This is a genomic window from Marinobacter sp. (assembly GCF_041687235.1).
In the GTDB taxonomy this organism is placed as follows: domain Bacteria; phylum Pseudomonadota; class Gammaproteobacteria; order Pseudomonadales; family Oleiphilaceae; genus Marinobacter.
In genome coordinates this window covers 22,247-46,079 of the sequence record NZ_JAWLCH010000008.1, presented here as the reverse complement: position 1 = coordinate 46,079, position 23,833 = coordinate 22,247, and the positions used below count along the sequence as shown (strand labels likewise).

At 57.4% G+C, this 23,833-nt stretch carries 20 protein-coding genes; 13 read left to right on the top strand and 7 right to left on the bottom strand.

The annotated features are described in order from the left end of the window. The first annotated feature begins 85 nt into the window (after positions 1–85). The 6 genes from ACESMK_RS12545 (at position 86) to ACESMK_RS12520 (ending at position 6,380) form a co-directional block, all read left to right on the top strand. Entirely contained in the window at positions 86–544 is a 459-nt protein-coding gene (locus ACESMK_RS12545) for an ATPase (RefSeq protein ID WP_372999080.1), read from the top strand. A gap of 147 nt (positions 545–691) precedes the next feature. Next, positions 692–1,768, top strand: a complete 1,077-nt coding sequence (locus ACESMK_RS12540; RefSeq protein ID WP_372999077.1) for a TRAP transporter substrate-binding protein — start codon at positions 692–694, stop codon at positions 1,766–1,768. Between the two features lie 101 nt (positions 1,769–1,869). Beyond that, positions 1,870–2,415 carry a TRAP transporter small permease subunit gene (locus tag ACESMK_RS12535; protein ID WP_372999075.1) on the top strand — a complete coding sequence of 182 codons (546 nt, stop codon included), beginning with the start codon at positions 1,870–1,872 and terminating at the stop codon, positions 2,413–2,415. Next, the gene (locus ACESMK_RS12530; RefSeq protein ID WP_372999073.1) at positions 2,412–3,707 is read left to right on the top strand and encodes a TRAP transporter large permease subunit; all 1,296 of its coding nucleotides are present in this window, start codon (positions 2,412–2,414) and stop codon (positions 3,705–3,707) included. Before ACESMK_RS12535 ends, ACESMK_RS12530 begins: the two co-directional genes overlap by 4 nt. Before the next feature lie 235 nt (positions 3,708–3,942). Continuing rightward, positions 3,943–5,256: a class I SAM-dependent methyltransferase gene (locus ACESMK_RS12525; protein ID WP_372999070.1), complete on the top strand. Its 1,314-nt coding sequence runs from the start codon at positions 3,943–3,945 to the stop codon at positions 5,254–5,256. Continuing rightward, positions 5,256–6,380, top strand: a complete 1,125-nt coding sequence (locus ACESMK_RS12520; protein WP_372999067.1) for an NAD(P)/FAD-dependent oxidoreductase — start codon at positions 5,256–5,258, stop codon at positions 6,378–6,380. Before ACESMK_RS12525 ends, ACESMK_RS12520 begins: the two co-directional genes overlap by 1 nt. A 63-nt stretch (positions 6,381–6,443) precedes the next feature. Here ACESMK_RS12520 and ACESMK_RS12515 read toward each other — a convergent pair whose 3' ends face one another. Together ACESMK_RS12515 and ACESMK_RS12510 are read right to left on the bottom strand one after the other, a co-directional pair. Then, positions 6,444–8,162 (bottom strand): choice-of-anchor I family protein, encoded by a 1,719-nt coding sequence (locus tag ACESMK_RS12515; RefSeq protein WP_372999064.1) that lies wholly within the window; start codon positions 8,160–8,162, stop codon positions 6,444–6,446. A 161-nt stretch (positions 8,163–8,323) separates the two neighbouring features. Next, positions 8,324–8,797 carry a Dps family protein gene (locus tag ACESMK_RS12510; protein ID WP_372999061.1) on the bottom strand — a complete coding sequence of 158 codons (474 nt, stop codon included), beginning with the start codon at positions 8,795–8,797 and terminating at the stop codon, positions 8,324–8,326. A 233-nt stretch (positions 8,798–9,030) separates the two neighbouring features. On the opposite strand from ACESMK_RS12510, the gene ACESMK_RS12505 reads away from it, so the two are divergent. Next, positions 9,031–9,306, top strand: a complete 276-nt coding sequence (locus ACESMK_RS12505) for a DUF2061 domain-containing protein (RefSeq protein ID WP_372999059.1) — start codon at positions 9,031–9,033, stop codon at positions 9,304–9,306. 18 nt (positions 9,307–9,324) lie between these two features. Here the strand turns inward: ACESMK_RS12505 and ACESMK_RS12500 are convergent, their stop codons facing one another. After that, a complete protein-coding gene (locus ACESMK_RS12500; protein ID WP_372999056.1) occupies positions 9,325–10,767 on the bottom strand; it encodes a dihydrolipoyl dehydrogenase in 1,443 nt (480 codons plus the stop codon). A 174-nt stretch (positions 10,768–10,941) separates the two neighbouring features. Between ACESMK_RS12500 and ACESMK_RS12495 the strand changes: the two genes are divergently transcribed. Continuing rightward, the gene (locus ACESMK_RS12495) at positions 10,942–11,613 is read left to right on the top strand and encodes a LysE family transporter (protein WP_372999053.1); all 672 of its coding nucleotides are present in this window, start codon (positions 10,942–10,944) and stop codon (positions 11,611–11,613) included. Here ACESMK_RS12495 and ACESMK_RS12490 read toward each other — a convergent pair. Then, entirely contained in the window at positions 11,558–12,610 is a 1,053-nt protein-coding gene (locus ACESMK_RS12490; protein ID WP_372999050.1) for a 3-deoxy-7-phosphoheptulonate synthase, read from the bottom strand. The two genes, ACESMK_RS12495 and ACESMK_RS12490, sit on opposite strands and share 56 nt — an antisense overlap. 358 nt (positions 12,611–12,968) lie before the next feature. Here ACESMK_RS12490 and ACESMK_RS12485 point away from each other — a divergent pair, with 358 nt between their 5' ends. Next, a complete protein-coding gene (locus ACESMK_RS12485; RefSeq protein ID WP_372999047.1) occupies positions 12,969–13,757 on the top strand; it encodes a secretin N-terminal domain-containing protein in 789 nt (262 codons plus the stop codon). 2 nt (positions 13,758–13,759) lie between these two features. Here ACESMK_RS12485 and ACESMK_RS12480 read toward each other — a convergent pair whose 3' ends face one another. Further along, the gene (locus ACESMK_RS12480; protein ID WP_372999044.1) at positions 13,760–14,266 is read right to left on the bottom strand and encodes a molecular chaperone DnaJ; all 507 of its coding nucleotides are present in this window, start codon (positions 14,264–14,266) and stop codon (positions 13,760–13,762) included. Positions 14,267–14,492: 226 nt separating this feature from the next. Here ACESMK_RS12480 and ACESMK_RS12475 point away from each other — a divergent pair, with 226 nt between their 5' ends. Beyond that, on the top strand, positions 14,493–15,593 hold the full coding sequence (locus ACESMK_RS12475; RefSeq protein WP_372999041.1) for an efflux RND transporter periplasmic adaptor subunit: 1,101 nt from the start codon (positions 14,493–14,495) through the stop codon (positions 15,591–15,593). Beyond that, positions 15,593–18,682: an efflux RND transporter permease subunit gene (locus tag ACESMK_RS12470; protein WP_372999038.1), complete on the top strand. Its 3,090-nt coding sequence runs from the start codon at positions 15,593–15,595 to the stop codon at positions 18,680–18,682. Before ACESMK_RS12475 ends, ACESMK_RS12470 begins: the two co-directional genes overlap by 1 nt. Before the next feature lie 58 nt (positions 18,683–18,740). Here the strand turns inward: ACESMK_RS12470 and ACESMK_RS12465 are convergent, their stop codons facing one another. Further along, complete coding sequence (locus tag ACESMK_RS12465; protein ID WP_372999036.1) at positions 18,741–19,715, bottom strand: AraC family transcriptional regulator; 975 nt, start codon at positions 19,713–19,715, stop codon at positions 18,741–18,743. A 99-nt stretch (positions 19,716–19,814) separates the two neighbouring features. Beyond that, a complete protein-coding gene (locus tag ACESMK_RS12460; RefSeq protein WP_372999033.1) occupies positions 19,815–21,497 on the bottom strand; it encodes a putative bifunctional diguanylate cyclase/phosphodiesterase in 1,683 nt (560 codons plus the stop codon). A gap of 237 nt (positions 21,498–21,734) precedes the next feature. Here ACESMK_RS12460 and ACESMK_RS12455 point away from each other — a divergent pair, with 237 nt between their 5' ends. After that, the gene (locus ACESMK_RS12455) at positions 21,735–23,366 is read left to right on the top strand and encodes a methyl-accepting chemotaxis protein (protein ID WP_372999030.1); all 1,632 of its coding nucleotides are present in this window, start codon (positions 21,735–21,737) and stop codon (positions 23,364–23,366) included. 49 nt (positions 23,367–23,415) lie between these two features. Then, the gene (locus ACESMK_RS12450) at positions 23,416–23,730 is read left to right on the top strand and encodes a DUF3301 domain-containing protein (RefSeq protein ID WP_372999027.1); all 315 of its coding nucleotides are present in this window, start codon (positions 23,416–23,418) and stop codon (positions 23,728–23,730) included. The last annotated feature ends 103 nt before the right edge of the window (positions 23,731–23,833 follow it).

The following is a 23,833-nucleotide window of genomic DNA, read 5'->3' as shown; positions in this document are numbered from 1 at the left end:
CACCGGTTCCACAGGCAACAAATTTGGCTAGACTGGGAGGATAGTGCCAATCATGGATCCAACATACACAGCCAGGAGTTAGAAGATGGAAATAAAAACCTTCGAAGATCTGATCGAATGGACACGACAACTGCACGCGTATCTGTCCCGGTGCCTGCAGGAATCCGCAAAACTCAACAACGATGAACGAGCCAGCGCCCTTCTCGACTATCTGGCAGATCACGAAGCGCTGCTTGAGAAAGCCGTTCGTGAATTCGAGAAGCAGGCTGACCCCAAGGCCATGAAGACGCGCCTTTACGACTACCTGAACCACAAACCGATCAGGGCCAGCGCCGACTCATATACCCACTACGCCTCCATGTCCTTCTCCGACATCGCCAAAGAGGTATTCCATTTCCACGACCAGGTTATGGACCTCTACGATTCCCTGATCGGAAAGGCGGAAATTCCCGAGGCTAAGTCACTGCTCGAGGAGCTTCTGGCCCTGGAAGAGCACGAGGCAATGCGCCTCGCGAGCCAGATTGGTCGCATGGACGACCTCTGATCCGCTGTACGACCAAGGTCGTACATCCAGCGGTTTTTGATTTCGTTTGTTAACGATAATTGCTAACGTGAACTAGCATCAAGAGTGATTTTGCCCCGAAAAGGGGAGACGCTCACCCCACAAAAACGATAAGAGGATAGAAGAGCAATGAAGATCCGTTCTGTTCTTTCCGCGGCTGTGCTGGCTGTGGCAACCACAGTTGCCTCCACACAGGCGCTCGCCCAAGAAACCTTCACACTCCGCCTTGCGGAAACCTGGGGCCCGAACTTTCCGATCTTTGGTGACACCACCAAGAACTTCGCCGAGCGTGTCGAGAAAATGTCCGACGGCCGACTCAAGGTACGGATTGATTCCGCCAACAAGCACAAAGCCCCTCTGGGCGTGTTTGATATGGTCAAGGCCGGCCAGTACGACATGGGCCACTCCGCTTCCTACTACTGGAAAGGCAAGGTTCCCAACACCCTGTTTTTCACCAGCATGCCCTTTGGCATGAACGCCATGGAACAATACGCCTGGTTCTACCACGGCGGTGGCATGGAGCTGATGCAGGAAGTCTATGAGCCGCACAACATGCTGTCCTTCCCCGGTGGCAACACCGGCGTTCAGATGGGTGGCTGGTTCCGAAAGGAAATCAAGTCGCTGGACGACCTTGATGGACTGAAAATGCGCATTCCGGGCTTCGCGGGTGAAGTATTCGCAGAAGTTGGCGTTAACCCGACCAACATTGCCCCGGGCGAGCTTTACACGGCTCTGGAGCGCAACACCATCGATGCGGTTGAATGGGTAGGCCCGGCGCTGGACCTGCGCCTTGGTTTCCAGCAGATTGCAGATTACTACTACACCGGTTGGCATGAGCCTGCCACCGAGCTGCAGTTCCTGATCAACAAGAAGGTCTGGGACGAACTGCCCGCCGACCTGCAGGAAATCATGCGCATAGCCATGCGCACCGCATCCTATGACATGCTGGTTCATTCCCAGCACGCCAACGCAGAGGCCTGGGCCAACATCAAGGAAGAATACCCGAACGTGCAGATCAAGCAGTTCCCGAAGGACATCTTCCAGGCCATGTACAAAGCCAACGAGAAACTCCTCGAAGAAGCCGCCAACGAGAACGAGCAGGCAGCACGAATCGTGAAGTCCCAGGAGGAATACCTGGAGAAGAGTCGCGCCTACACGAACATTTCAGAGCGCGCCTATCTCAACACGATGGACGAAGTCGAGTAACATATCGGCTGTAATGGAGCCGGGATCGCTCTAGAGGTGGTCCCGGTTTTTGTCGTTTATAGCAGATGAAAGGCGCTGGTTTAGCCGGCGAAGGACAATCAATGCGTTGGATTATCAAGCTGGACGAAGGCCTGGCCCGCCTGTCCACGTTCTGCGGCTGGGTGGCCTGTGCCGCAATGATTCTGATGGCGGGCAATGTGTTTTTCGATGTGGTCGCCCGGTATGTGTTTAACAATGTGTCGATCGGTATGCAGGAGATGGAGTGGCACCTCTATTCGGTGGTTTTCCTGTTTGGCATCCCCTACGCCCTGCGTACCGACGGGCATGTCCGGGTGGATGTTCTCTACACCCGCTGGAGCGACAAGACCAAGGCGTGGATCAACCTCGTCGGGGCGATCATCTTCGTCATTCCTTTCTCCTACCTGATCTGGAATTACGGCTACGAATTCGCTGTCGATTCCTATCGTATGGGCGAGGGCAGCGGCGATCCGGGTGGTCTTCCCCATCGCTGGATTATCAAGAGCGTAATTCCCATATCCGCCGTCTTTACTGCAATCGCCGGGCTTAACATGGTCACCCATGCCCTGCGGGTCATGTCCGGTGAGAAAAGCTACGAAGCGAAACATGGCGCGGAGGGCCTGGCATGATTGGCATGATTATGTTTGGCGTTGCCCTGCTGATGTTGATGCTGGGCTTTCCGGTTGCCTTTACCTTTGGCGGCGTTGCCCTGTTCTTCGGGATCTATGCAGAAGGCATGGATCTGTTCGCGTTCATGCCCTACCGCATCATGAGTGTCATGCAGAACACTACGCTGATGGCGGTTCCGCTGTTCATTTTCATGGGCGTGGTTCTTCAACGCACCAAACTGGCAGCTCAGTTGCTCACTTCGATGGGTCGGCTGTTCGGCGGACTGCCCGGCGGCCTGGCTATTTCCACCATTCTGGTGGGTGCACTGCTTGCTGCCTCTACCGGTGTAGTTGGTGCCAGCGTTGTTGCCATGGGCCTGATTTCGTTGCCGGTCATGCTCGCTCACAAATACGACAAGCGGCTGGCCACTGGCACAATCTGCGGCGCCGGCACCCTGGGCCAGATCGTCCCGCCATCGATCATCCTGATTATTCTCGGCGATGTGCTGGGACTGCCAGTGGGGGATCTGTTCAAGGCAGCGGTCATACCCGGCGCGGTTCTGATCGGCCTGTATATCGTTTATATTCTTGTTCTTACCCGACTCAAGCCTGAAACGGCCCCGGCCATGCCGGATGACAGCGGCCTGTCACGGGGAAAAGAAATACAGGCAGCACTCCTTGCCATCATCCCGCCGCTGGCGCTGATTGTCATTGTTCTGGGTTCTATCTTCGCCGGCATTGCCACACCCACAGAGTCTTCAGCACTCGGTGGCGTCGGGGCTGTGGTTCTGGCTCTGATCTACCGCCAGTTCTCTTTCAAGATGGTCTGGGAGGCGTCCAAGGACACCGTCAAGGTTACCGCCATGGTGTTTGCCATTCTTATCGGGGCAACGGCGTTCTCGATGGTGTTCAGCTACACCGGGGGCGACTACCTTCTTGAGGAATGGATGCTGCAGCTCCCGGGTGAGAAATGGGGGTTCATCATTCTGGCCATGCTGGTCATCCTGGTGCTGGGCTTCTTCATCGACTTCGTGGAGATTTCCTTCATTATCGTGCCCATCCTGGCGCCGGTGGCGGAAGCACTGGGCATCAACATGCTCTGGTTCGCGATACTGATCGCCATGAACCTGCAGACCAGCTTCCTGACGCCCCCCTTCGGATTCAGTCTGTTCTATCTTAAAGGGGTCTCACCGCCCACGGTGCGAACCACGGATATCTATAAAGGGGTTTTGCCGTTCATACTGATGCAGGTGCTGGTTCTGGCGCTGATCGTCATATTCCCCGAATGGTTTGGCATGAGTTCCTCTTACTGACCATGCCGGAATACCGGGCCTCAGGGCCCGGTATTTTTTAACTGCCTTTTTGCTACCCCGCTCTTCTATTTATTATCCCGATAGTTTCCTTCCATAGCTCCCCGACCTGACAAAATCCGACAGTTTTCTATACTGAACGGACAACCGGCGATTCTCAGACTGGTATTCGGGAACCCTGGCGCGCACACGTCGAGAAAAACAGTGATGTTGAGGTTATCAAGGGAGAGCGGAGTCCATGAACCAGAGTACTGCCCAGAAAACCCGTCATGACGGGCAAGAACCCAAAAGCCACGTTCTGACCCTGCCACTGGAACACACCCATGTTGACCGGTCGCCCCACACCTATGAACGCTGGCTGATTGCCAAGCTCATGCGCATGGCAGGCTCGCCACCGGTCCGGTTCCGGCTCTGGAACGGGGACGTTATCGAGCCGGAAGGGCAGCAGCCGCAATTCACTCTGCACCTGACCGACCCCAAGGCTCTCTACTCACTGGTCACCAACCCCAACCTGGCTTTTGGCGATCTTTACAGTTCCGGCCGGCTGGAAGTGGAAGGCGATTTGCCAGACCTGATGGAGGCGCTCTACCGGGCCGTTCACCAGGCCCGCCAGAAATGGCCGAAATGGCTGGAGGCCCTGTGGCGCAACCACAATCCCCGCTCCACCGGCATTTCAGAGGCAAAGGAAAATATCCACCACCACTATGACCTTGGCAACGAGTTCTATCAGCTGTGGCTGGACAGCGCCGAAATGCAGTACACCTGCGCCTATTACGAGAGCCCGGACCTTACCCTTGAACAGGCCCAGCTTGCAAAACTGGAGCACGTCTGCCGCAAGCTTCGGCTAAAGCCCGGTATGACCGTGGTCGAGGCCGGCTGTGGATGGGGCGGCCTAGCTCGCTACATGGCCCGCAACTACGGAGTCAAAGTCCACTCCTACAACATCTCCCGGGAACAGCTGGCCTATGCTCGGGACGAAGCCCGCAAACAGGGACTGGATCACCTGGTGGAATACGTGGAGGACGACTACCGCAACATCAGTGGCCAGTACGATGCCTTTGTGTCCATCGGCATGCTGGAGCACGTGGGTAGGGAAAACTATGAGGCCATGTCCGAGCTGATAAAACGAAGCCTCAAACCCGACGGTATTGCCCTGTTGCACAGCATTGGCCGCAATCGCCCGATGTTGATGAATGCCTGGATCGAGAAACGGATTTTCCCGGGCGCCTATCCGCCAAGCATCGGCGAATTCATGCAGATCTGCGAGCACGGTGATTTTTCGGTGCTGGATGTGGAGAACCTGCGCCTGCACTACGCCCAGACCCTGAGCCACTGGATGGAGCGATTCAACGAAAACGAAGATGAGGTAACCCGGATGTACGACGGGCACTTCACCCGTGCCTGGCGCATGTATCTGGCCGGCTCTATCGCGGCATTCCGGGCGGGCTCATTGCAGTTGTTCCAGGTAGTCTTCACCCACGGCGACAACAACCATTTGCCGCAAAGCCGACAGGATCTCTACAGCTTTCCCGCCGCACCGGAGGAGGTCTGATGGACTATTACGACCTGATCATCGTTGGTGCCGGCCCCGCCGGCTCCACCCTGGCCAGCGCACTGGAAAATAGTGGCAAAAAAGTATTGATCATCGACAAGCAGGATTTCCCCCGGGACAAGACCTGTGCAGGCTGGGTTACTCCTGCCGTTATGGAAACCCTTAAGATTAACCCCGAGGAGTACGGCAAAGGACGAACAATTCAGCCCATTCGTCGTTTCCGCATCGGCATGATGGGCCAGCAGGCCGTTGAAAACGATCACGGTGAGGTGGTCAGTTATGGCATCCGCCGGTGTGAGTTCGATAATTACCTGCTGAGCCGGGTCAACGGCCCGAAACAGTTGGCCACGCCGGTCAAGTCCATTGTCCGTAAAGACGGCAACTGGGTGATCAATGACACCTGGGAAGCGCCCCTGGTGGTCGGAGCCGGCGGCCACTTCTGCCCGGTTGCGCGGATGCTGGGCGACGGACCAGGGGGCCATGAGACCATCGTCGCCGCCAAAGAGGTTGAGTTTGAAATGACACCGGAGCAGGCCTCCGCTTGCGAGGCCAGGGGCGATACTCCGGAACTCTGGTTCTGCCGCGATCTAAAGGGGTATGCCTGGGTGTTTCGCAAGGGCAATTATCTGAATATCGGCCTGGGCCGGGAGGACAACCACAAACTGACCGGTCATCTTCAGGCGTTTGTCGACGAGATGAAGTCCACCGGACGCATCCCGGAGGACCTGCCGGGGCGCTTCAAGGGCCACGCCTACCTGCTTTATGCCCATGCAGAGCGGCCTTTGGTGGACGACGGCATTGTGCTGATCGGCGATTCCGCCGGCCTGGCCTACACCCAGAGTGGTGAAGGCATCCGGCCAGCGATCGAGTCGGCACTGCTGGCAGCGGATGTGATTCGGAATGCACCGGATTACTCGGCTTCTTCATTGCAGGTTTACGGCGATGCCATTGCCGAACGCTTTGGCAACCGCGCAGCGGACACGGACCATGGCTGGCAGGTTCCGGACTGGGTCAAGCAGCCACTGGCCAGCAGCCTGATGCGTTCGCACTGGTTTACCAGGAAAGTGGTCACGGAGAAATGGTTCCTCCATCAGGAAGTGCCACCGCTGAAAGCCGCTGTCTGAGGCAGAAAACAAAACCCGGGAGCACCGATAACGGTGCTTCCGGGTTTCCTTCAGGCCCCGAACTCAGTTCGAAGTCAGTTCGATAACATCAATACCGTAGAAGGTAGTGGTGCCACTCACTTCATTGCCCACCGCCAGCATGGGCTTGCCATTGGGGCTGTCTTCTGCGGCGATGAACGCCAGGCCTTCGGGGCCAAGATCACCGGCCATTCCAGCTTCCAGATCATCCTGGGACACTGAGAAATCCCGGTTGTTCAGGTACTGAACGAATTGTGCGTTCTGAGGATTGGTAACGTTGTAAACCATGATGCCGCCAACGCGTTCCAGGCCGATAAATGCGAAGGTCTGGCCGTTGATTTCGCCAACGGTCACGGCTTCCGGCTCGGGGCCTTTGTCGTCTGAGCGGTTATCGAAGGAATTCTCGTCATTGTTGCCGTTGAAGTTGTCTGGGATCAGGCTGGCAGTGATACGCTCAAATTCGCTGCCACTGTCGAACACTCGCTTGCCGTCCTCTGACCAAATGGAGAAGGATCGGGCACCGTAGCTGTAAAGGGTGTCGTACTCGCAGTTGTTTTTCACGTAGAACTCAATGTCGTCCACGTCCACGTTGCCGTCTCCGTTGAGATCACCCAGGTCGGCAGGCAACTGTGAAGGATTACAGCCGTTGCTGATGCCCATGGTAGAAGTGGTTTTTAGGCGGCCCAGGTTGGCGTCGTCCTTCAGGTTGGCGATGCCCGCCAGGTCGCTGCCTGGTTCCAGGGGCAGATCGCCCATGCGGAATTCCTCGGTCCAGCCGTCGTAGTCGCGCGCATCGCCTTCATTGGCAGTGATGTAGTAGGTTTTACCGTTGTAACCATAGCTGGTGATCGCGTCTGGCATGTACATACCTTTCACGGGCCAGTTGCGAATGTTGATACCGCTGTCACGGTTGCTGGCGTCCAGTTCGTTGCCGATGATGCTATGGTCCTTGAAGCCAAGCGGCACGATGGCCGTGATTTCACCGGCTTCAATATCCAGCTCGGCTACAGCGTTGTTTTCCTGCAGGGCTACCCAGGCTTTGGTGTTATCGATTGATACGGCAATGTACTCCGGCTCCAGGTCCTGGGCCAGTGTGGCACCGGGGCCGAAGACGCGCAGGCCAGCTGCTTCCAGGTCTGCCTGATCCGCATTGAACCCGGTGAAACCGGCGGTGGTCACGGTGGCAGACGCCACGCCGTTAGACAAATCAATGATGCTGACAGAGCCTTCCGGATCAACGGTGTAGTCGTCGCTGGGCTCACCCTCGTTAGCAACCAGCACTTTCTGGCCATCACGGGTGAATGTAACCATGTCCGGGAGGGCACCAACCTCAACCTCACCTGCCTTGTTGAGGTCCGTGCTGTTATAGAAAACCACCTTGCCATTTGCCTGCTTGTTCTCTGCTTCGATGGCCACCGCCACCAAATCACCATAGACCGCCACGCTATTGGCGGCAGCGCCCTCAGCGGTAGCGTCAATGGTACCCAGCTTTACCGGGAGGGATGGATCGTTGATGTCCAGGACGTCCACGGTGGAATCGTTGGAGTTGATGACGAAAAGCCGCTGGTTGGCCGGGTCGTGGGCGACGATTTCCGCTGCGGATTCGTCAAATGTGCCGCTGGAGTAGCTGCCCAGTACGTTCATTTCGATCAGGGTCTGACTGGTGCCTGGCGCACCATCATTTCCATCATCGCCATCACAGCCGGCAAGACCGAGAACAGACGCCAGGATGGCGGTACCAAGGAGGGATTTGCGCAGTTCCATATTCGCCTCATCTTCTAAAGTGTGTTGGTTCACGACACACTCTATTGAAGCAAGGTGACATAAATGCGTCAGAAAGAAGACAATTTGAAGGCAGGATCGTTACACCGGCAAAAAAATGGCGACCCTGAGGTCGCCATCGGATTCGTAAGAAAAACCTGTGCTCAGTGGCCCAGGTAACTGCGGTACATCCACACCGTCTTTTCCTGCTGAGAGATGTAGTCGCTCATCAAGGCAACGGTGCCCTCGTCTTCCGCTTCACCGGCCAGACTGAGCAGTTCACGCTGTTTACCAATCAGCTTGGCAAAGCTTTCCACGATATTCTCCATCGCTTCCTTACCGTCGGAAACATCCTTCCGCTCCGGCACTTCTGAACGCTCGATGTAGGTGCTGTAGGCGTGAGCCGGACGATGCCCCAGAGTGAGCACACGCTCTGCAATCTCATCAATCTTGAGCAGCAGATCGTCGTACAGCTCCTCGAACTTCACATGCAGCTCAAAGAAGTTGTCGCCCTTGATGTTCCAGTGGTACCCGCGGACGTTCATGTAGAAGATCTGGTAGTTGGAAAGCAGATCATTGAGAGAGTCCGCAAGCTTTTCCGTTTTCTCGGTATCAAGACCAATAAAGTTCTTACCCATAATGCGTCTCCTTGGCAGTTATGTATAAATGACTAAAAATACTATACCCCCGATGGCTAAACATCGGGAAGTTGAGTCAGCTTATTCCTGTCATAGCGGCATTGCATAGCTCTACCTATGAGAGCCACCCACTTCATAGATGACAGCTATCGAAGTTCAAAAAACAATTCATTTAACAATCATTCTCACCAGACGTTTAATGGAAGCACTAACGAACGACACCGGAGAGAATCATGAGCGCGTTAAAACTGTTCGTACACAACCATGGCACGAATGGCGATCAGTCGCTGATCAAGACGGTAACGTTCGCCCTCACTCACTTTACAGTGGCCTTCACCGTGGCTTATCTGCTCACCGGTGACATCCTCATCGGAAGCCTGATCGCCATGGTGGAGCCGGCAATTAACACCGTTGCCTATTTTTTCCATGAGAAAATCTGGGCCAGACGCCAGCGCAATGCAAGGGCTCCAGAAGGAACTGTAACCCACGCCCAGCCTCACACCTGTTGATCCCGATCAAGGGCCCGCTCAGACACCGGGCCCACAATCGGTGCAGCCTTCCTCTGGCGCCGGTCCGATACTGAGGTTGCGGTTGAGGTCTTTCAGCGCGGTTCTCAACCCTTCCTCAATGACCGGATGGTAAAACGGCATTTCCAGCATTTCGGTGACGGTCAGTCTTCGCTGGGCCGACCATGCGAGCAGATGGGCAATGTGCTCCGCCGCCGGGCCGAACATCTCGGCTCCCATAAACAGGCCACTGCCATGCTCACCGTAAACCCTCAGTAGTCCCCGGTTTTTGCCGATCACCCGACTGCGCCCCTGATCCTCGAAGGACACCTGCCCAACGGCGAAGCAGCCGCGACAACGCTCGCCCACCTGGTGGATCGTCAGCCCGACCGTCGCAATCTGCGGATCGGTGAATACCACCGCCAACGGCGTCCGGCGAAGCCCGGTTCGCACATCCGGGTAAGCGGCTGCGTTGTCGCCGGCTATCCGGCCCTCGTCGGCTGCTTCGTGCAACAGCGGCAGACTGTTATTGGCATCACCGGCGATAAAAATGTGGCTCTGGCCACAACGCAGGGTATGGGGATCAAACAGGGGCATGCCATTTTCATCCAGCTTAATGTCGGCGTTTTGGATATCCAGTCCATCGACGTTGGGCCGGCGGCCGGTTGCCGCCAGGAGATAATCGAACACCTCGGATTTTTCTCCGTGCTTTCCATCGGCAAAGGTAATTCTGACGCCGTCATCAACCCGCTCAACGGCCTTCACATCTGAATCCGGATCCAGCGGAAACTCTTCGTTAAAGGTTTTAAGGGCGTAATCCCGGATCGAGTCGTCCTGGATGGGACCGACAGCCCCGCCGACCCCGAACATTCGCACCCGGACCCCAAGCCGGCTCAAGGCTTGCCCAAGCTCCAGCCCAATCACGCCCGGACCAAATACCGCCACCGAGCCCGGCAGATCCTGCCATTCGAAAATATCATCATTCACCACCAGCCGGTCCTTGGCTTCTTTCAGAAACCCGGGAATATTGGGCCGGGAGCCGGTAGCGATGATGATCCGCTCCGCCTGAACCTCACGATTGCCTTCGACCAGCAGTCGATGCGGGCCAACAAACCGCGCGTGGCCTTTCAGGCGGTGCGCTTCCGGAAACTTCTCGACCGAATCAATCACGGACGAAACGAAACGATCCCGTTCGGTTCGCACCCGCTCCATAACCCGCCTGCCATCAATCCGGATGTCCCCGGCCGAGACGCCAAAAAGGCTGCCAAGCTCCATCTCATGAGCATTTTCGGCGGCCGCGATCAACAGCTTGCTGGGCATACACCCGACCCTGGCACAGGTGGTGCCATACTGGTCACCTTCAATCAGCACGACTTTATCGGTCACTTTGCGTACACGCTGGTAGGCCACCATACCGGCGGTACCAGCTCCGATAATGGCAACGTCTACAAGTTGCTTATCCATACAACAGTCTCCTGAAAGGCATTCCCGGCAACCGGGAACAGGGAAGGTTCGGAACGGTGTGACCTCAGTATAGAAGCCGTGGCAAGTTTCACCCGTCCCGTGAAAAAAACACAGATTCAGCCTATGCTGTCAGACTTTTCAGGCAATGCCAGGTGCAGGATAGGAGTAGGTAAAATGCAGAGTTACTGGCCGGAATTTCTGACCGTAGCGGTGGTCCACTTGTTGGCCGTGGCAAGCCCCGGGCCGGATTTTGCCGTGATGCTCAGACAGGCGCTTTGCCAGAGCCGGAGAAATGCCCTGCTGACCGCCATCGGCATCGGTGGCGGAATTCTTGTGCATGTCTGTTATTCGTTGCTGGGAATTGGCCTTCTGATCCAGCAATCGATCATGCTCTTCAATATTCTCAAGGTGCTCGGGGCGCTCTACCTTGCCTGGATCGCTGTTCAGTGTCTGCGGGCCCGGGCCGGCGGCATTGAACTGGAGCAGGATCCTGCAACCGGACAATCCGGATTCGCAGCCCTGCGACTCGGTTTCCTGACCAACGCTCTTAACCCCAAGGCCACCCTGTTCTTCGTGTCCCTGTTTTCTGTCGTAATCAGCCCCGGAACACCCATCGCCCTGCAGGCCGGCTACGGTCTCTACATGGCCCTGGCAACCGGACTCTGGTTCGCGGTGGTTGCTGTCTTTTTTACCCTGCCGCAGGTACGCCGGGGGTTTAGCCGGTTCGGCCATTGGCTGGATCGGCTGATGGGCGGCGTTCTGCTGTTACTGGCCGGCCAGCTCTTGCTGTCTACAGTGAGCGGAACAGAGCCTCCGTCTGGGCCCACCCCAGACAGGGATCGGTAATCGAGCAGCCGTAGCGCAAGTCCTCACCATCGTCCTGGCGGCCCGGTTCCAGGAAGCTTTCCAGCATCAGGCCGCGGATATGGCGATTGCCTGCACGGCGCTGGGCCATCACGTCCCGTGCAATATCCAACTGGCGCTCGGCCTGCTTGCAGGCGTTGTCGTGGCTGCAATCCACCATGATCGCTGTGGACAGACCGGCTTCTGCCAGGGTGCCAACGGCATGCTCAATACTGGCCGCATCGTAGTTGGTCATGCCGCGACCGCCCCGCAACACCAGATGGGTATCGGGGTTACCCCGGGTGGTAATCATGACCGGCGCCCCGGTTGCTGACACACCCAGGTGATGATGGGGATGAGAGGCAGACTTCATGGCATTGGTTGCCACCGTAATACCACCATCGGTGCCATTCTTGAAACCGGTCGGCATGGGTAGCCCGCTGACCAATTCCCGATGCACCTGCGACTCCGTGGTTCGGGCACCAATGGCAGTCCAGCTCACCAGATCACCCAGGTAATCCATAGCGAAGGGGCTCAAGGCTTCAGTGGCCAGCGGCAGCCCCATAGCCGCCAGATTCAGCAGGAGACGACGGGAACGACGCAGCCCCTCATTCAGATCTCCCGCTCCTGTGCGTTCCGGATCGTACAGTAGCCCTTTCCAGCCGACAGTCGTCCGGGGTTTTTCCAGATACGCCCGCATAACAATCAGGAACCGATCGCTGACGGCATCCGCCAGCGCTTTCAGTTTCTCCCCATATTCCAGGGCAGCCACCTCATCATGAATGGAACAGGGCCCCATTACGATCAGAGTTCTTGCATCATTCCCCTGCAGAATCCGCCGGATAGCCTGCCGCTGCTCACGCACCTGCCCTAAGACAGCGTCACTGGCGGGCATGTGCTGCTTCAGTTCCGCCGGCGTTGGCAGCAGCGCTTCGTGTCTATGCAGGGCCTGAGAGCCCGCATCCTGCTGTGTCAGTTCCGTATTCAATGGCATGTTCATGTCAGTGTTTCCGTTTCCCTGCGTCAGAATCAAAAAAGCCCCGGCTGGGCTACCAGTCGGGGCTTTTTGAGTCCGGTGGCAGCCTGGGTTCTCTGCCGGGCTGCCTTCCTCGTTATTCGTTCGATGAAGATGCTATGGGCGGCCCCGGCTCTGGCTAAAATAAAAGCCATAACCAAACCACCAGAAAAACACAGCAGCAACCGCAGCCGCCGGTTTAGTACCGAAAGCTTGCAAAACATTCAATTGACAGGTCGCGTGTGTCGTCTTCATGCTTTTCAATATATACCCCTGGTTTTCAACTTGGCAACCCGTGTACCGGAGTTTTTTCAGATTCCGGCAGAAAGGTTGGGAGCACTCAATGACCGTATTTCTCCGACGATACCCTCTGTTGATGGCGCTGACTGCGCTATTTGTGCTGTTTTCCAGCCAGACTCTGGCACAGACGGAGTCTCGTGCCTATCAGCTTAATAATCGCCCGGGCGACGATGTTGCCGTGCAAATTCGCGAGCTTTACCAGGGCTCGCCGGTCACAGTGACAGCCCGGGGTCAGCAACTGGTCGTTCGAGGCGAGCCGGCGTTGCTGGACGAGATCGGTCGGCTTGTCGAGACGCTGGACGTGGCGCCGGTCCAGGTCCGGGTCACCGTTCGTTCGAAAAAAGAGAGTGGCGGCAAACGCTCGGGGGCCGGTATTTCCGCGTCCGAAGGCGAGGCCAGTATTTCGGCTGAGCGCCGTGTTACCAGCACTGGCAGCAGCCAGGAGCGATCGCTGGTTATGCAGGATGGCCAATCCGCGCACATTACGTCGGGCCAGATCCGAACCATTCCGGTGGCCGTTCGGGGTGGCAGAAACCCGGCTGCCTTCCTTGAGCAGGTTGAGACCCGCAGCGGGTTTCTGGTTAGCCCGCAGGTTCTCTCTGATCAGGCGGTTGAGCTGAGTATCGTGTCCTTTGAGGAGGAGCCGGCAGAGCTTCAGGGTTATGAGACCGAAGCCGTGGTGACAATCCGTCGCGTAGAACCGGGACAATGGGTCAGCCTCGGTAGCACCTCCACGCAATCGACACAGGAACGCAGTGGCATCGCCTATCAGGTAAACAGCAGCCGATCTGACAATCGAAGCTTCGAAGTCCGGGTAGACATTCTTCCGTGACCTCAGGCCCTGTTCTTGCCGAGCAAAACCTGCTTTGCTTCGTTAAGTTTGGCGGCCAGATAATCATTGCCTCCCCGGTCAGGGTGAAGCTTCTGCATCAGCCGACGATGGGCCATCACAACGTCCTCTTCGGTGCAGCCGACTTTCACGCCAAGGATATCGCAAGCTTCACGCTCTGACATTCGGCCATTCAGGTCAGTGCCAGGAGCAGACTGACGGCTTGCCTGTTCCTGCCCCGTTCCCGGCTGCTTTGCTCCCATGAATCGATTGATTGCCGGGGCAAACCTGAACAGCGCTGGAAGCTTGCGCAACAGCGGAATCAAGGCAGCCACCGCCGCCGTCAGCACGTGGACGCGTCCGGTCAGCACCATGAACACCAGCAAGGCGCCAGCAATCACCAGAACAACCTTCCAGGTGGCCGCTTTTTTCTTTTCGGCGGACAACGCCCCCCACTGTTTCAGAATCACGAACACGGCGGCTGCCAATGCGATCCCCAGAATCCACTGCATGGTTGATCCTCAACGTGTATACCGTCGTAATTCTGTCACCGACGTCTGTTACATTGCCAGTATCCTGCACGGAAAACCGCTCGCCACGAAATCAGCCATGATGTTTGTCAAATCCGGCGAACCCGCAGTCTAGATAGAAATACTTACAACCCGGTGACAATACCGACCCGGATTTTGTAGGATGCTATGCTTCCCCAGACCTGACACAGATCCCAGGACCCGAACTATGCGCACTGCTTCCCGCTTTCTGATCGTCATTATTTTTCTCGGCGTGGTGCTCGGAGGCATCTTCGGCTACAAGTTCTACCAGTTTGGCCAGATGCAAGAGCAGATGTCCCAGCCCCAGCCACCGGCCCAGATTTCCGCAACCGAGGCCCGCACCGAAGACTGGACGCCGGCGATCAAAGCCGTTGGCAGCGTTGAAGCCATTAACGGTATCGAGGTTGCCAATGAGGTGCCAGGCGTGGTTGAGACCATCAATTTTGAGTCGGGCGATGTGGTCAAGCAGGGTGACGTACTGATCCGCATTGATGCTGCCATAGACGAGGCTGCCCTCCGCACACGTCGCGCCGAGGCCCAACTGGCCGAGCAGGAGTTCAAACGGGTGTCTGACCTGTTGCCCAAGCGCGCAGTATCCCAGTCCCAATACGACGAAGCAAAGGCCAATTTTGACGCCGCACGGGCGCGGGTCAACGAGGCTGAGGCCCAGCTGAGCAAGAAAATCATTCGTGCGCCCTTTGATGGCACGCTTGGTATCCGGATGGTCGACCAGGGTGAGTACATCCCCACCGGCACACCCATTGTCGAGATCAACATGCTTGATCCCATCTACGTGGATTACACCCTGTCAGAGAAAAACCTGCCGAACGTCAAACCGGGCTACCCGGTGGTCGCGACAGTAGCAGCCGTTCCGGAACAGGATTTCGAAGGCTCGGTCAGCGCCATCAATACATCGGTTAACCCGGAAACCCGGACCGTCCGGGTCCGCGCAACGGTTGAAAACCCCGACAACCTGTTGCGCCCGGGCATGTTTGCCACCGTCCTGACCCAGCAGCCGGAGGACGAAGAAGTCGTGACCGTGCCGCGAACCGCAATTTCCTACAACACCTATGGCGACTTCGTATTTGTGGTCAAGGAGAACGATGACGGTGACCTCACCGTTAGCCGCCGCACTGTGACAACTGGCGAAACCCGTAACACCCGCGTTGCTGTCCTTTCCGGTCTTGAAGAGGGTGAGACCATTGTCGAAAAAGGACTTCTCCGCCTGCGCGACGGCCAAAATGTTGCCATTCAGGAAGACGACGAGAAGCAGGAGGCGTCTGACTAATGCGCTTCACTGACATTTTTATCCACCGTCCCGTGCTGGCGACGGTGGTGAGCCTGCTGATCCTCCTTCTTGGCGCCAGGGCGGCCATGGAGATGGAAATCCGCCAGTATCCGGAGCTTGAAAGCACGACCGTAACCGTTACCACTGCCTATCCCGGTGCCAGCTCAGACCTGATCAAGGGGTTCATTACCACACCGCTGCAGCAGGCAATAGCCGAAGCCAGTGGCATCGACTATCTGACCTCCACCAGCTCCCAGGGTACCTCCACCATCGAAGCGAAGATGGTGCTGAACTACGACGCCAACGCGGCACTTGCAGAAATCCAGGCCAAGGTGGCCAGCCAGCGTAATGTTCTGCCGGCGGAAGCCCAGGACCCGGTGATTACCTCCACGACCGGTGACTCGACCGCGCTGATGTATATCGCTTTCTACAGCAACGAACTGGCCGTGCCCCAGATCACCGACTACCTGACCCGTGTTGTGCAGCCCAGATTGCAGGCCCTGTCCGGTGTCGGCAAGGCGGAACTGCTGGGCCGGAAGTTCGCCCTGCGGGTCTGGCTGGATCCCGAACGTCTGGCTGCCGTCGATATGACGCCGCAGGAGGTGGTGCAAAAACTCCGCGCCAACAACTATCAGGCCGCTGTAGGTAACACCAAAGGCACCTACACCGAAATCAGCATGACCAGTGACACTGATGTTGCTGATCCGGATGCGTTCCGCAACCTGGTGGTCAAGCAGTCCGAAGGCACCCAGATTCGCCTTCAGGACATAGCCCGCGTTGAGCTGGGGTCGGAAACCTACGATCAACTGGCTTTGTATAAAGGCCAGCCGGCAACCTATGTCGCCATTGAACTGGCCCCCGGCGCCAACCCACTGACCGTCGCCGGCCTGGTGAAGGACGAACTGCCGGATATCGAGAGTCAACTGCCGTCCGGGCTGGATGTGCGCCTGGCCTATGACGCGTCAGATTTCATTGAAGATTCCATCTACGAAGTGATCCAGACCCTGATCGAAGCCATGATCATCGTTCTGGTGGTGGTGTTCCTTTGTCTGGGCTCGGTACGGGCGTCGGTTGTGCCTTCGGTTGCGGTACCCCTGTCGCTGATCGGGGGCGCCTTCATTATGCTGATGTTCGGTTTCTCGCTGAACCTGCTGACGCTGCTCTCCATGGTACTGGCTATCGGCCTTGTCGTGGATGACGCCATCATCATGGTGGAGAACGTCCACCGGCATATCGAAGAGGGCGAATCCCGATTTGAAGCAGCAATCAATGGCGCCCGGGAGATGGCAGTCCCCATTATTGCCATGACCACCACTCTTGTGGCGGTATACGCGCCCATCGGCTTTATGGGCGGGCTGGTGGGCTCGCTGTTCACCGAATTTGCCTTCACCCTGGCGGGCACCGTGGTCATTTCAGGCATTGTTGCCCTGACGCTTTCACCCATGCTGTCCGGCAAGGTACTGAAGCCCCACGGCAATCCCGGTAAATTCGAGAGCCTTGTCGAGAAATCCTTCAACGGCCTGGCCGCTGCCTACAAGTCCGCCCTGACTTCACTCATGCAGACCAAATCGGTGGTGGTGTTTTTCGCCATTGTGGTGCTCGGGTCGATTTATTTCATGGTCACCATGAGCCAGAACGAGCTGGCTCCCACCGAAGACCAGGGCATTCTGTTCTACCAGGGTCTGGGACCCCAGACTTCGACTCTGGATTACCTGCTGGAGCATGGCGATGAGGTCCAGGAACGCATGGCCACGGTGCCAGGCTACAATGAGGACTTCATGATTATCGGCATCACCGGCCCCAACGCGGTTTTCGGTGGCTTCAAGATGGCACCCTGGAGTGAACGCGAAATCAGCCAGTTCGAAGTCCAGCCCAAACTGGATGCTGAACTCAAGAACGTAACCGGTTTGCAGACCGCTGTCTTCCCGCGCCCCTCCCTGCCCGGCTCCGGTGGCGGGCTGCCATTCCAGTTCGTGATTACCACTGGCAGCAGCTATGAGCAGCTGGATCAGGTAGCCGATGAGCTGTTGGGCAAGGCCATGGGCAGCGGTAACTTCATGTTCCTGCAGAAGTCCATCAACTTCGACCGACCGATCACACGGATCAACGTCGATCGGGACCGTGTCGCCGATCTGGGCCTGTCGATGCAGGACGTCGGCGAGAGCCTGTCGAGCATGCTCGGCGGCGGTTACATCAACCGGTTCAGTATGGAGGGTCGGTCCTATCAGGTGATCCCGCAGGTCGATGACAAGTTCCGGCTGGACGCCCAGGCGCTGAATGAGTACTACATCCGAGCCGACAATGGCGAACTGGTGCCACTAGGCAGCGTGGTGAGCTTCAGCCAGGACGTTGAGCCGTCGAACCGCACCCAGTTTAACCAACAGAACTCCCTCACGCTTGAGGGCGTAATCAAACCGGGTGTTGCAGCCGGTACTGCCATGGATTTCATGGAACAGACTGCGGAGGATGTGTTCCCTCAGGGCTTCAGCTATGACTACACCGGCCAGAGCCGACAGTTGGCCACCCAGGGCAGCGCCCTGATGGTGACCTTCTTCCTCTCGCTACTGGTGATCTATCTGGTTCTGGCAGCCCAATTCGAAAGCTGGCGGGACCCGTTCATCATCCTGGTGTCGGTGCCCATGTCGGTTGCCGGCGCCATGGCGTTCATCGTGCTTGGCTTCGCCACCATGAACATCTATACCCAAGTGGGTCTGATCACGCTGATCGGGGTGGTGTCCAAGAACGGTATTCTGATTGTCGAGTTCGCCAACCAGTTGCAGAAGGAGCGCGGGCTTAACAAGGTGGATGCGGTCATTGAAGCGGCTGCGATTCGCCTGCGGCCCATCATCATGACGTCCCTGGCGCTGATCTTCGCCATGGTGCCGCTGCTGATTGCCATTGGTCCGGGCGCGGAAAGTCGCTTTGCCATCGGCCTGACCATCAGCGCCGGTCTGGGCATCGGCACCCTGTTCACCATCTTTGTGTTGCCGGCGTTCTATATCCTGCTGGGCCGCGATCATCATGGTTCAGCGGCCGACGAATATGGCAACGGATCCGGAACAGAGGGTAAATCGGCACCCGCCCACTGAGATGGCAAACCACTGAGCCCGGCCACGAAAATGTGAGCCGGGCTTTTTTGTTTTGAGGTCAGTGCAACGCCAAGTAGGGCTCTGTCAGGGCTTTCTCGCCACTGCCGTCCTGTATGGCCCGCCGCCACTGCACGGTTTCGCTGGGCAATTCCCCAAAGTGCTCCCGGTACAGGGCCGCAAAGCGCCCCAGATGGGAAAAACCCTCATCGGCCGCATACCAGGAGATGTGCGGCACTTCGCACTGGCAATCCACCAGGCGCTGCCGCACTCTGATCAGCCGATGACGCTGGTACAGTCGATAGGGCGTCATGCCGGTTTCCCGCTTCATCAGATAATAGAGATTCCGCTCACTGACACCCGAGTGGCTGGCCAGTTCCTGAAGGTTGAAGTCCCAGCCCGGTTCCTCCCTGATTTTTTCGATCGCCCGCAGCAACCGCCGATCCAGCTCCGGACACCGGCAGCTGTCAAGCGACCCCTGAGGTGATAACGTCAGGTGGCGGAAAAGGTGGTTCGTCATTCTGATCGCATGAGCGTCGTTCTGGAAATAGGGTGACTGATAGAGGTAACAGGTGATCAGCTCCTCCCAGGCCGGGAGACACGCCTCGAGATCGCAGCGGGTCAGGCTTTCGAGAAGGTCAGCCTCGGGTCTGACGATCAGCACCCGGCTCCCCCGGGGCAGACGCAACCGGAACCGGTCTTCTGGCCGGGCGAGAACGAGCTTTTCCAGCCCCTGCCACGCCCCCTTCAGGGGCGCGATCTCCGGGCTTCCCGCTCTTGGTAACAAAAGTACCGGTGCCGAGGCGCGGCATCCTGTAATCTCCATGCCCTGGCTGGCGTACAGACAGACCAGAAGACCCTGCTCGGCGGCCAGCATCGACAGGGCGCCCACCTGCTGACCGCTGCCTCCGGACAAGGTGCACTTCATATCACTGCAACCGGAAAGCTCGCGGATCGCAGCAAGCCATTCGGCGAGCGATGCGCGGTTAAGTCGCAGGTAGGCATCGAGTTCCAGATCTGGCGCTGTATTTCGCATAGGGGGTCCGAGGTGGAGATTTGCCCCTCTTTTAGGTCAAGCCCGGCATTTACCCTAGTCAAATATTGCAAAACGCTGCGAATTGAGAGCTTGTTCGACCTAGAATTGACGTCGATCAATCAATACCCCCTTCAATGCCTGCCAGGGGGCAGGCCTGGCCATCAGGTATCCCTGCCCCCGGTGACACTTTAGCTCGCTGAGTTGTCTGTACTGATCTTCGTTTTCGATGCCCTCTGCCACCACTTCCATGCCGAGCGCTTCGGCAATCCCCAGAATCGCAGAAACGATTCGCGAATCACGGGACTCCTCTCCCAGTCGCCAGATAAACTGGCGGTCGATCTTGAGCACCTGGACCGGCAACGTGTGCAGGTATGCCAGCGAGGAATACCCGGTTCCGAAGTCATCAATCGCGACGACCACCCCCTGCCCATTAAGCTCTTGCAGCCGTTGCAAACACTGCCGGGACAGATTCATCAGGTGAGTTTCGGTGATCTCTATCTCGGGCGACCAACCAATCATCCGGATACGCTCGAAGAGGGGGCTGAGCAAGGCTTCAAGACGGGAATCGGTAATCTGGCGCGCCGAGATATTGATGGCCAGACAAAGCCCCCGCGGCAAGCAGCCGTTACCTGAGTCCGGCAGATCCCTCAGAATACAGCGCACCAGATGCTCAGTCAGTTCGTGGATATGGCCACGCTGTTCTGCAATGGGCACGAATTCGGAGGGCGAAACGGGCCCGAAATCAGGGTGGTCCCAACGCAGAAGTGCCTCGAGCCCTGAAATTCTCCCCGTGGCCAGCTGGTACTGCGGCTGGTACACCACGCTGAACTCCTCCGGCGCGGTTTTGAGTGACGCAATCAATGCTTCCGACAGGCGCTGCTCGTGTCGACCCTGAGCCGTGTCAACAGCGCTGTAGACACGATAGCACGCGCGTCCGGCCAGCTTTGCCGTATACATCGCACGGTCGGCGTTCTGCAGCAGCTCGCCTCCGTTTTTTCCATGATCCGGGTACACGGCGGCTCCAACCGAAGCCGACAGGAAGTACTCCCGATGGTCCACAACGATCGGGGCCCGGAAAACCTGCGTCATGCGCTGGCAGACACTGTCCAGATGATCATCGGCCTGCGGCTCGATAATGGCGGCGAACTCGTCACCAGAAAGCCTCGCAACCACATCACCCCGTTTCAGAACACTCTGGATACAAAGGGCGGCCTGTTGCAGGACCCGGTCTCCGCATTCATGGCCGTGCAGATCGTTGACAGACTTGAAGAAATCAAGATCCACATAGAGCACGGCAAAGCGGCGCTTTTCCCGCTCGCACTCAGACACCCGGGCTTTGAGAAATTCCTGGAACAGGGAGCGATTGGGGAGTTCAGTAAGCGGATCATAATAAGCAAGTGAAGCCAGTTGCTCATCGCTGGCGGCAACGTCGCTGACATCCATGAAAACCCCGGCATAGAACCGTCTACCCTCGTGTTCAACGGGATAGATTGACAGCCACTGCGGGTAGGTCTCGCCACTTTTGCGCCGGTTCCATATCAAGCCCTCCCAGCGTCCCTGTTGCTCGAGGCTCTCCCACATGGCTTTGTAAAACTCGGAAGAGTGCAATCCGGAGCTGAGCAAAGAGGGTGTTTGCCCCAGCACTTCATTGGTGCTGTAGCCAGTCACAGAACGGAACATCTGGTTAACGTAGGCAATCCTCGGTTCGGTCGTCGCCAGCATGATCGCCCTGGGATGATTGTCCACCAAGGCCCTGAAATCTTGTTGTTGTAAAGCCTGCATGCACTGCTCACTCCTTTTCCGCAGTCCCTGACCCTGGTCTGACCAGTTCCAGACACCAGCATAAGGAGTATCTGTCGCCAACCTAGCCACATATTGCAAAAACACGGAAGCTACGACGAAAGCACAAGAAAAATTGAAGAAGTGTTCAATTATTGCAATAACCGGATATCGAACAACGCCAAGGCAGCCGATAGTTAAACAATGTGACAAGCACCACTGCCGAGGCAAGGATACTTCATGCGAATCAACGAACCCGTCAGCCAAAAAGAACGGGGCTACCCGGACCATTACCACCTGATCACCACCACCGACCTGCGAGGCAAGATCACCGCCGCCAATGAAGAGTTTGCCGAAGTCGCTGGCTATACGATTGACGAACTGGTCGGCCAGCCCCACAACCTGATCCGGCATCCGGACATGCCACCGGGAGCTTTCGAGAATCTCTGGCAAACCATTAAATCCGGCGATTCCTGGCGCGGTATCGTGAAGAACCGCTGTAAGAATGGCGATCATTACTGGGTGGACGCCTTCGTCACCCCAATACGCAAAGACGGCGAGATTGTTGAGTTCCAGTCGGTTCGCACCCGTCCCCGCCCAGATCAGGTTGCCCGGGCTGAGAAGCTGTATGCAGCCTGGAAACAGGGCAAAGTGCCACGCCGATACCTGGCAATAAGCCCGCCGCTGCCTCTGAAACTCGGCTGCCTTTATGGACTGCTGGCGTTCGCGCTTCTCTGGTTCGGCCTGTCCGAGCTGACCCTGCCCCATCTATTGATGCTGCAAGGACTGCTGCTGGCCGTGTTCGCGGTGCTGGTCTGGCTGACCCTTCCCATGATGCGCAGCGCCAAAGCGGCCTGCTGCGAGGCCCATCCGGCCCTGCCCTGGGTGTATACCGGGCGTCGCGATGAGGGTGCCTGGATCGAGTTTGATCGCCAGAAACGGGACGCCGTCCTGCGGGCAGTGTCTGCCCGCATGCATGCCAATATCGGCAAGCTCCACGGCCGTAAGCAACGCACCGTCGAATGGGTTTCAAATTCGGTGGACAGCATCCGAAGCCAGCAGGACGACATCCAGGATATCACCCGGGCCTTCGAGGAACTGGCCGAAAGCGTCCGACGGGTCAGTGAACTGACCGCCCGAACCCACGAGGCAACAGACGATGCGCGCCACTCAGCCGGCCAGTGTCGTGGCCAGATGACGTCCATGAATCAGTCATTGTCACAGCTAAAAGAACAGCTATCCGTGGCCAATGACCGCATGCGGGCGCTGTCCGAAAAAAGTGACGCCATCGGGATGGTCCTGGATGTGATCTCGGATATCGCGGAACAGACCAACCTGCTGGCTCTGAATGCCGCCATCGAAGCTGCCCGCGCCGGAGAGTCAGGCCGCGGATTCGCCGTGGTTGCCGATGAGGTGCGGGGCCTGGCCCAGAGGACCCACGAATCAACCCGCAAGATTGATGAAATGATTGCCGCCCTCCAGACTGAAACCCGGGAGGTGGTTGAGGTAATCAACAAGGGTACAGACTGCTGTCAGCAAACGGCCGGCATCGCCAGCGATGCCAGCGAAACGTTGGAGGCGACTCTCAGGGACGTCGATGTTATTACCTCCTGCGCCCATGAGGTGGCCGGCGCTACCGAGCAGCAAGCCGCACTGAGTGTTCAGGTGGAACGCCAGGCAGAACGCCTGCTGGAGCTGGGCAACCGGTCCGTCCAGAGCAGCGAGAATGCCCGGGAGGAGTCGGAACACCTGGGCAATAACGTGGATCAGGCCCAATTGCTGACCAGTCATTTCCTGCAAATGCTGTGTGACCGACTGTTGCCGGCAACGGCGCCAGACAAGCGGCAACGATTCCCCGAGCCGACGCAATAAGGTAGGCTGGCGATCAACCCTCTGACCAACCGTGGAAGATCGCTGAACCGTGACCCTTGGAACCCTGTTCTGGCTGTTTGTAGCCGGATTCGCTGTCTGGTACTGGTGGCGCGCCAAAGCCATCAAGGACTTCGTGCTTCAGGCGGCGCACCGTTACTGCAAAAGCATGGATGTAATGCTGCTGGACGACGCCGTATTCCTGCGCGGGCTCTGGTTCAGGCGTGACGATCAGGGGCGCATCCGGGTGTGGCGTCGGTTCCTGTTTGACTTCACCTCCACTGGCGAAGAGCGCTATACCGGCCGGATTATCATGCTTGGCCAGCGCATCCAGCATATGGAACTGGAACCCCACCGGTTTTCCTGAATACGCAGCCTTCCTGTCCTCACCCATTTGGGCGATTCCTGATCACATCTTTCGGACCAATAATCGACAGCGCATCGACGACCGTCGGCTGCCCGATTCAGCC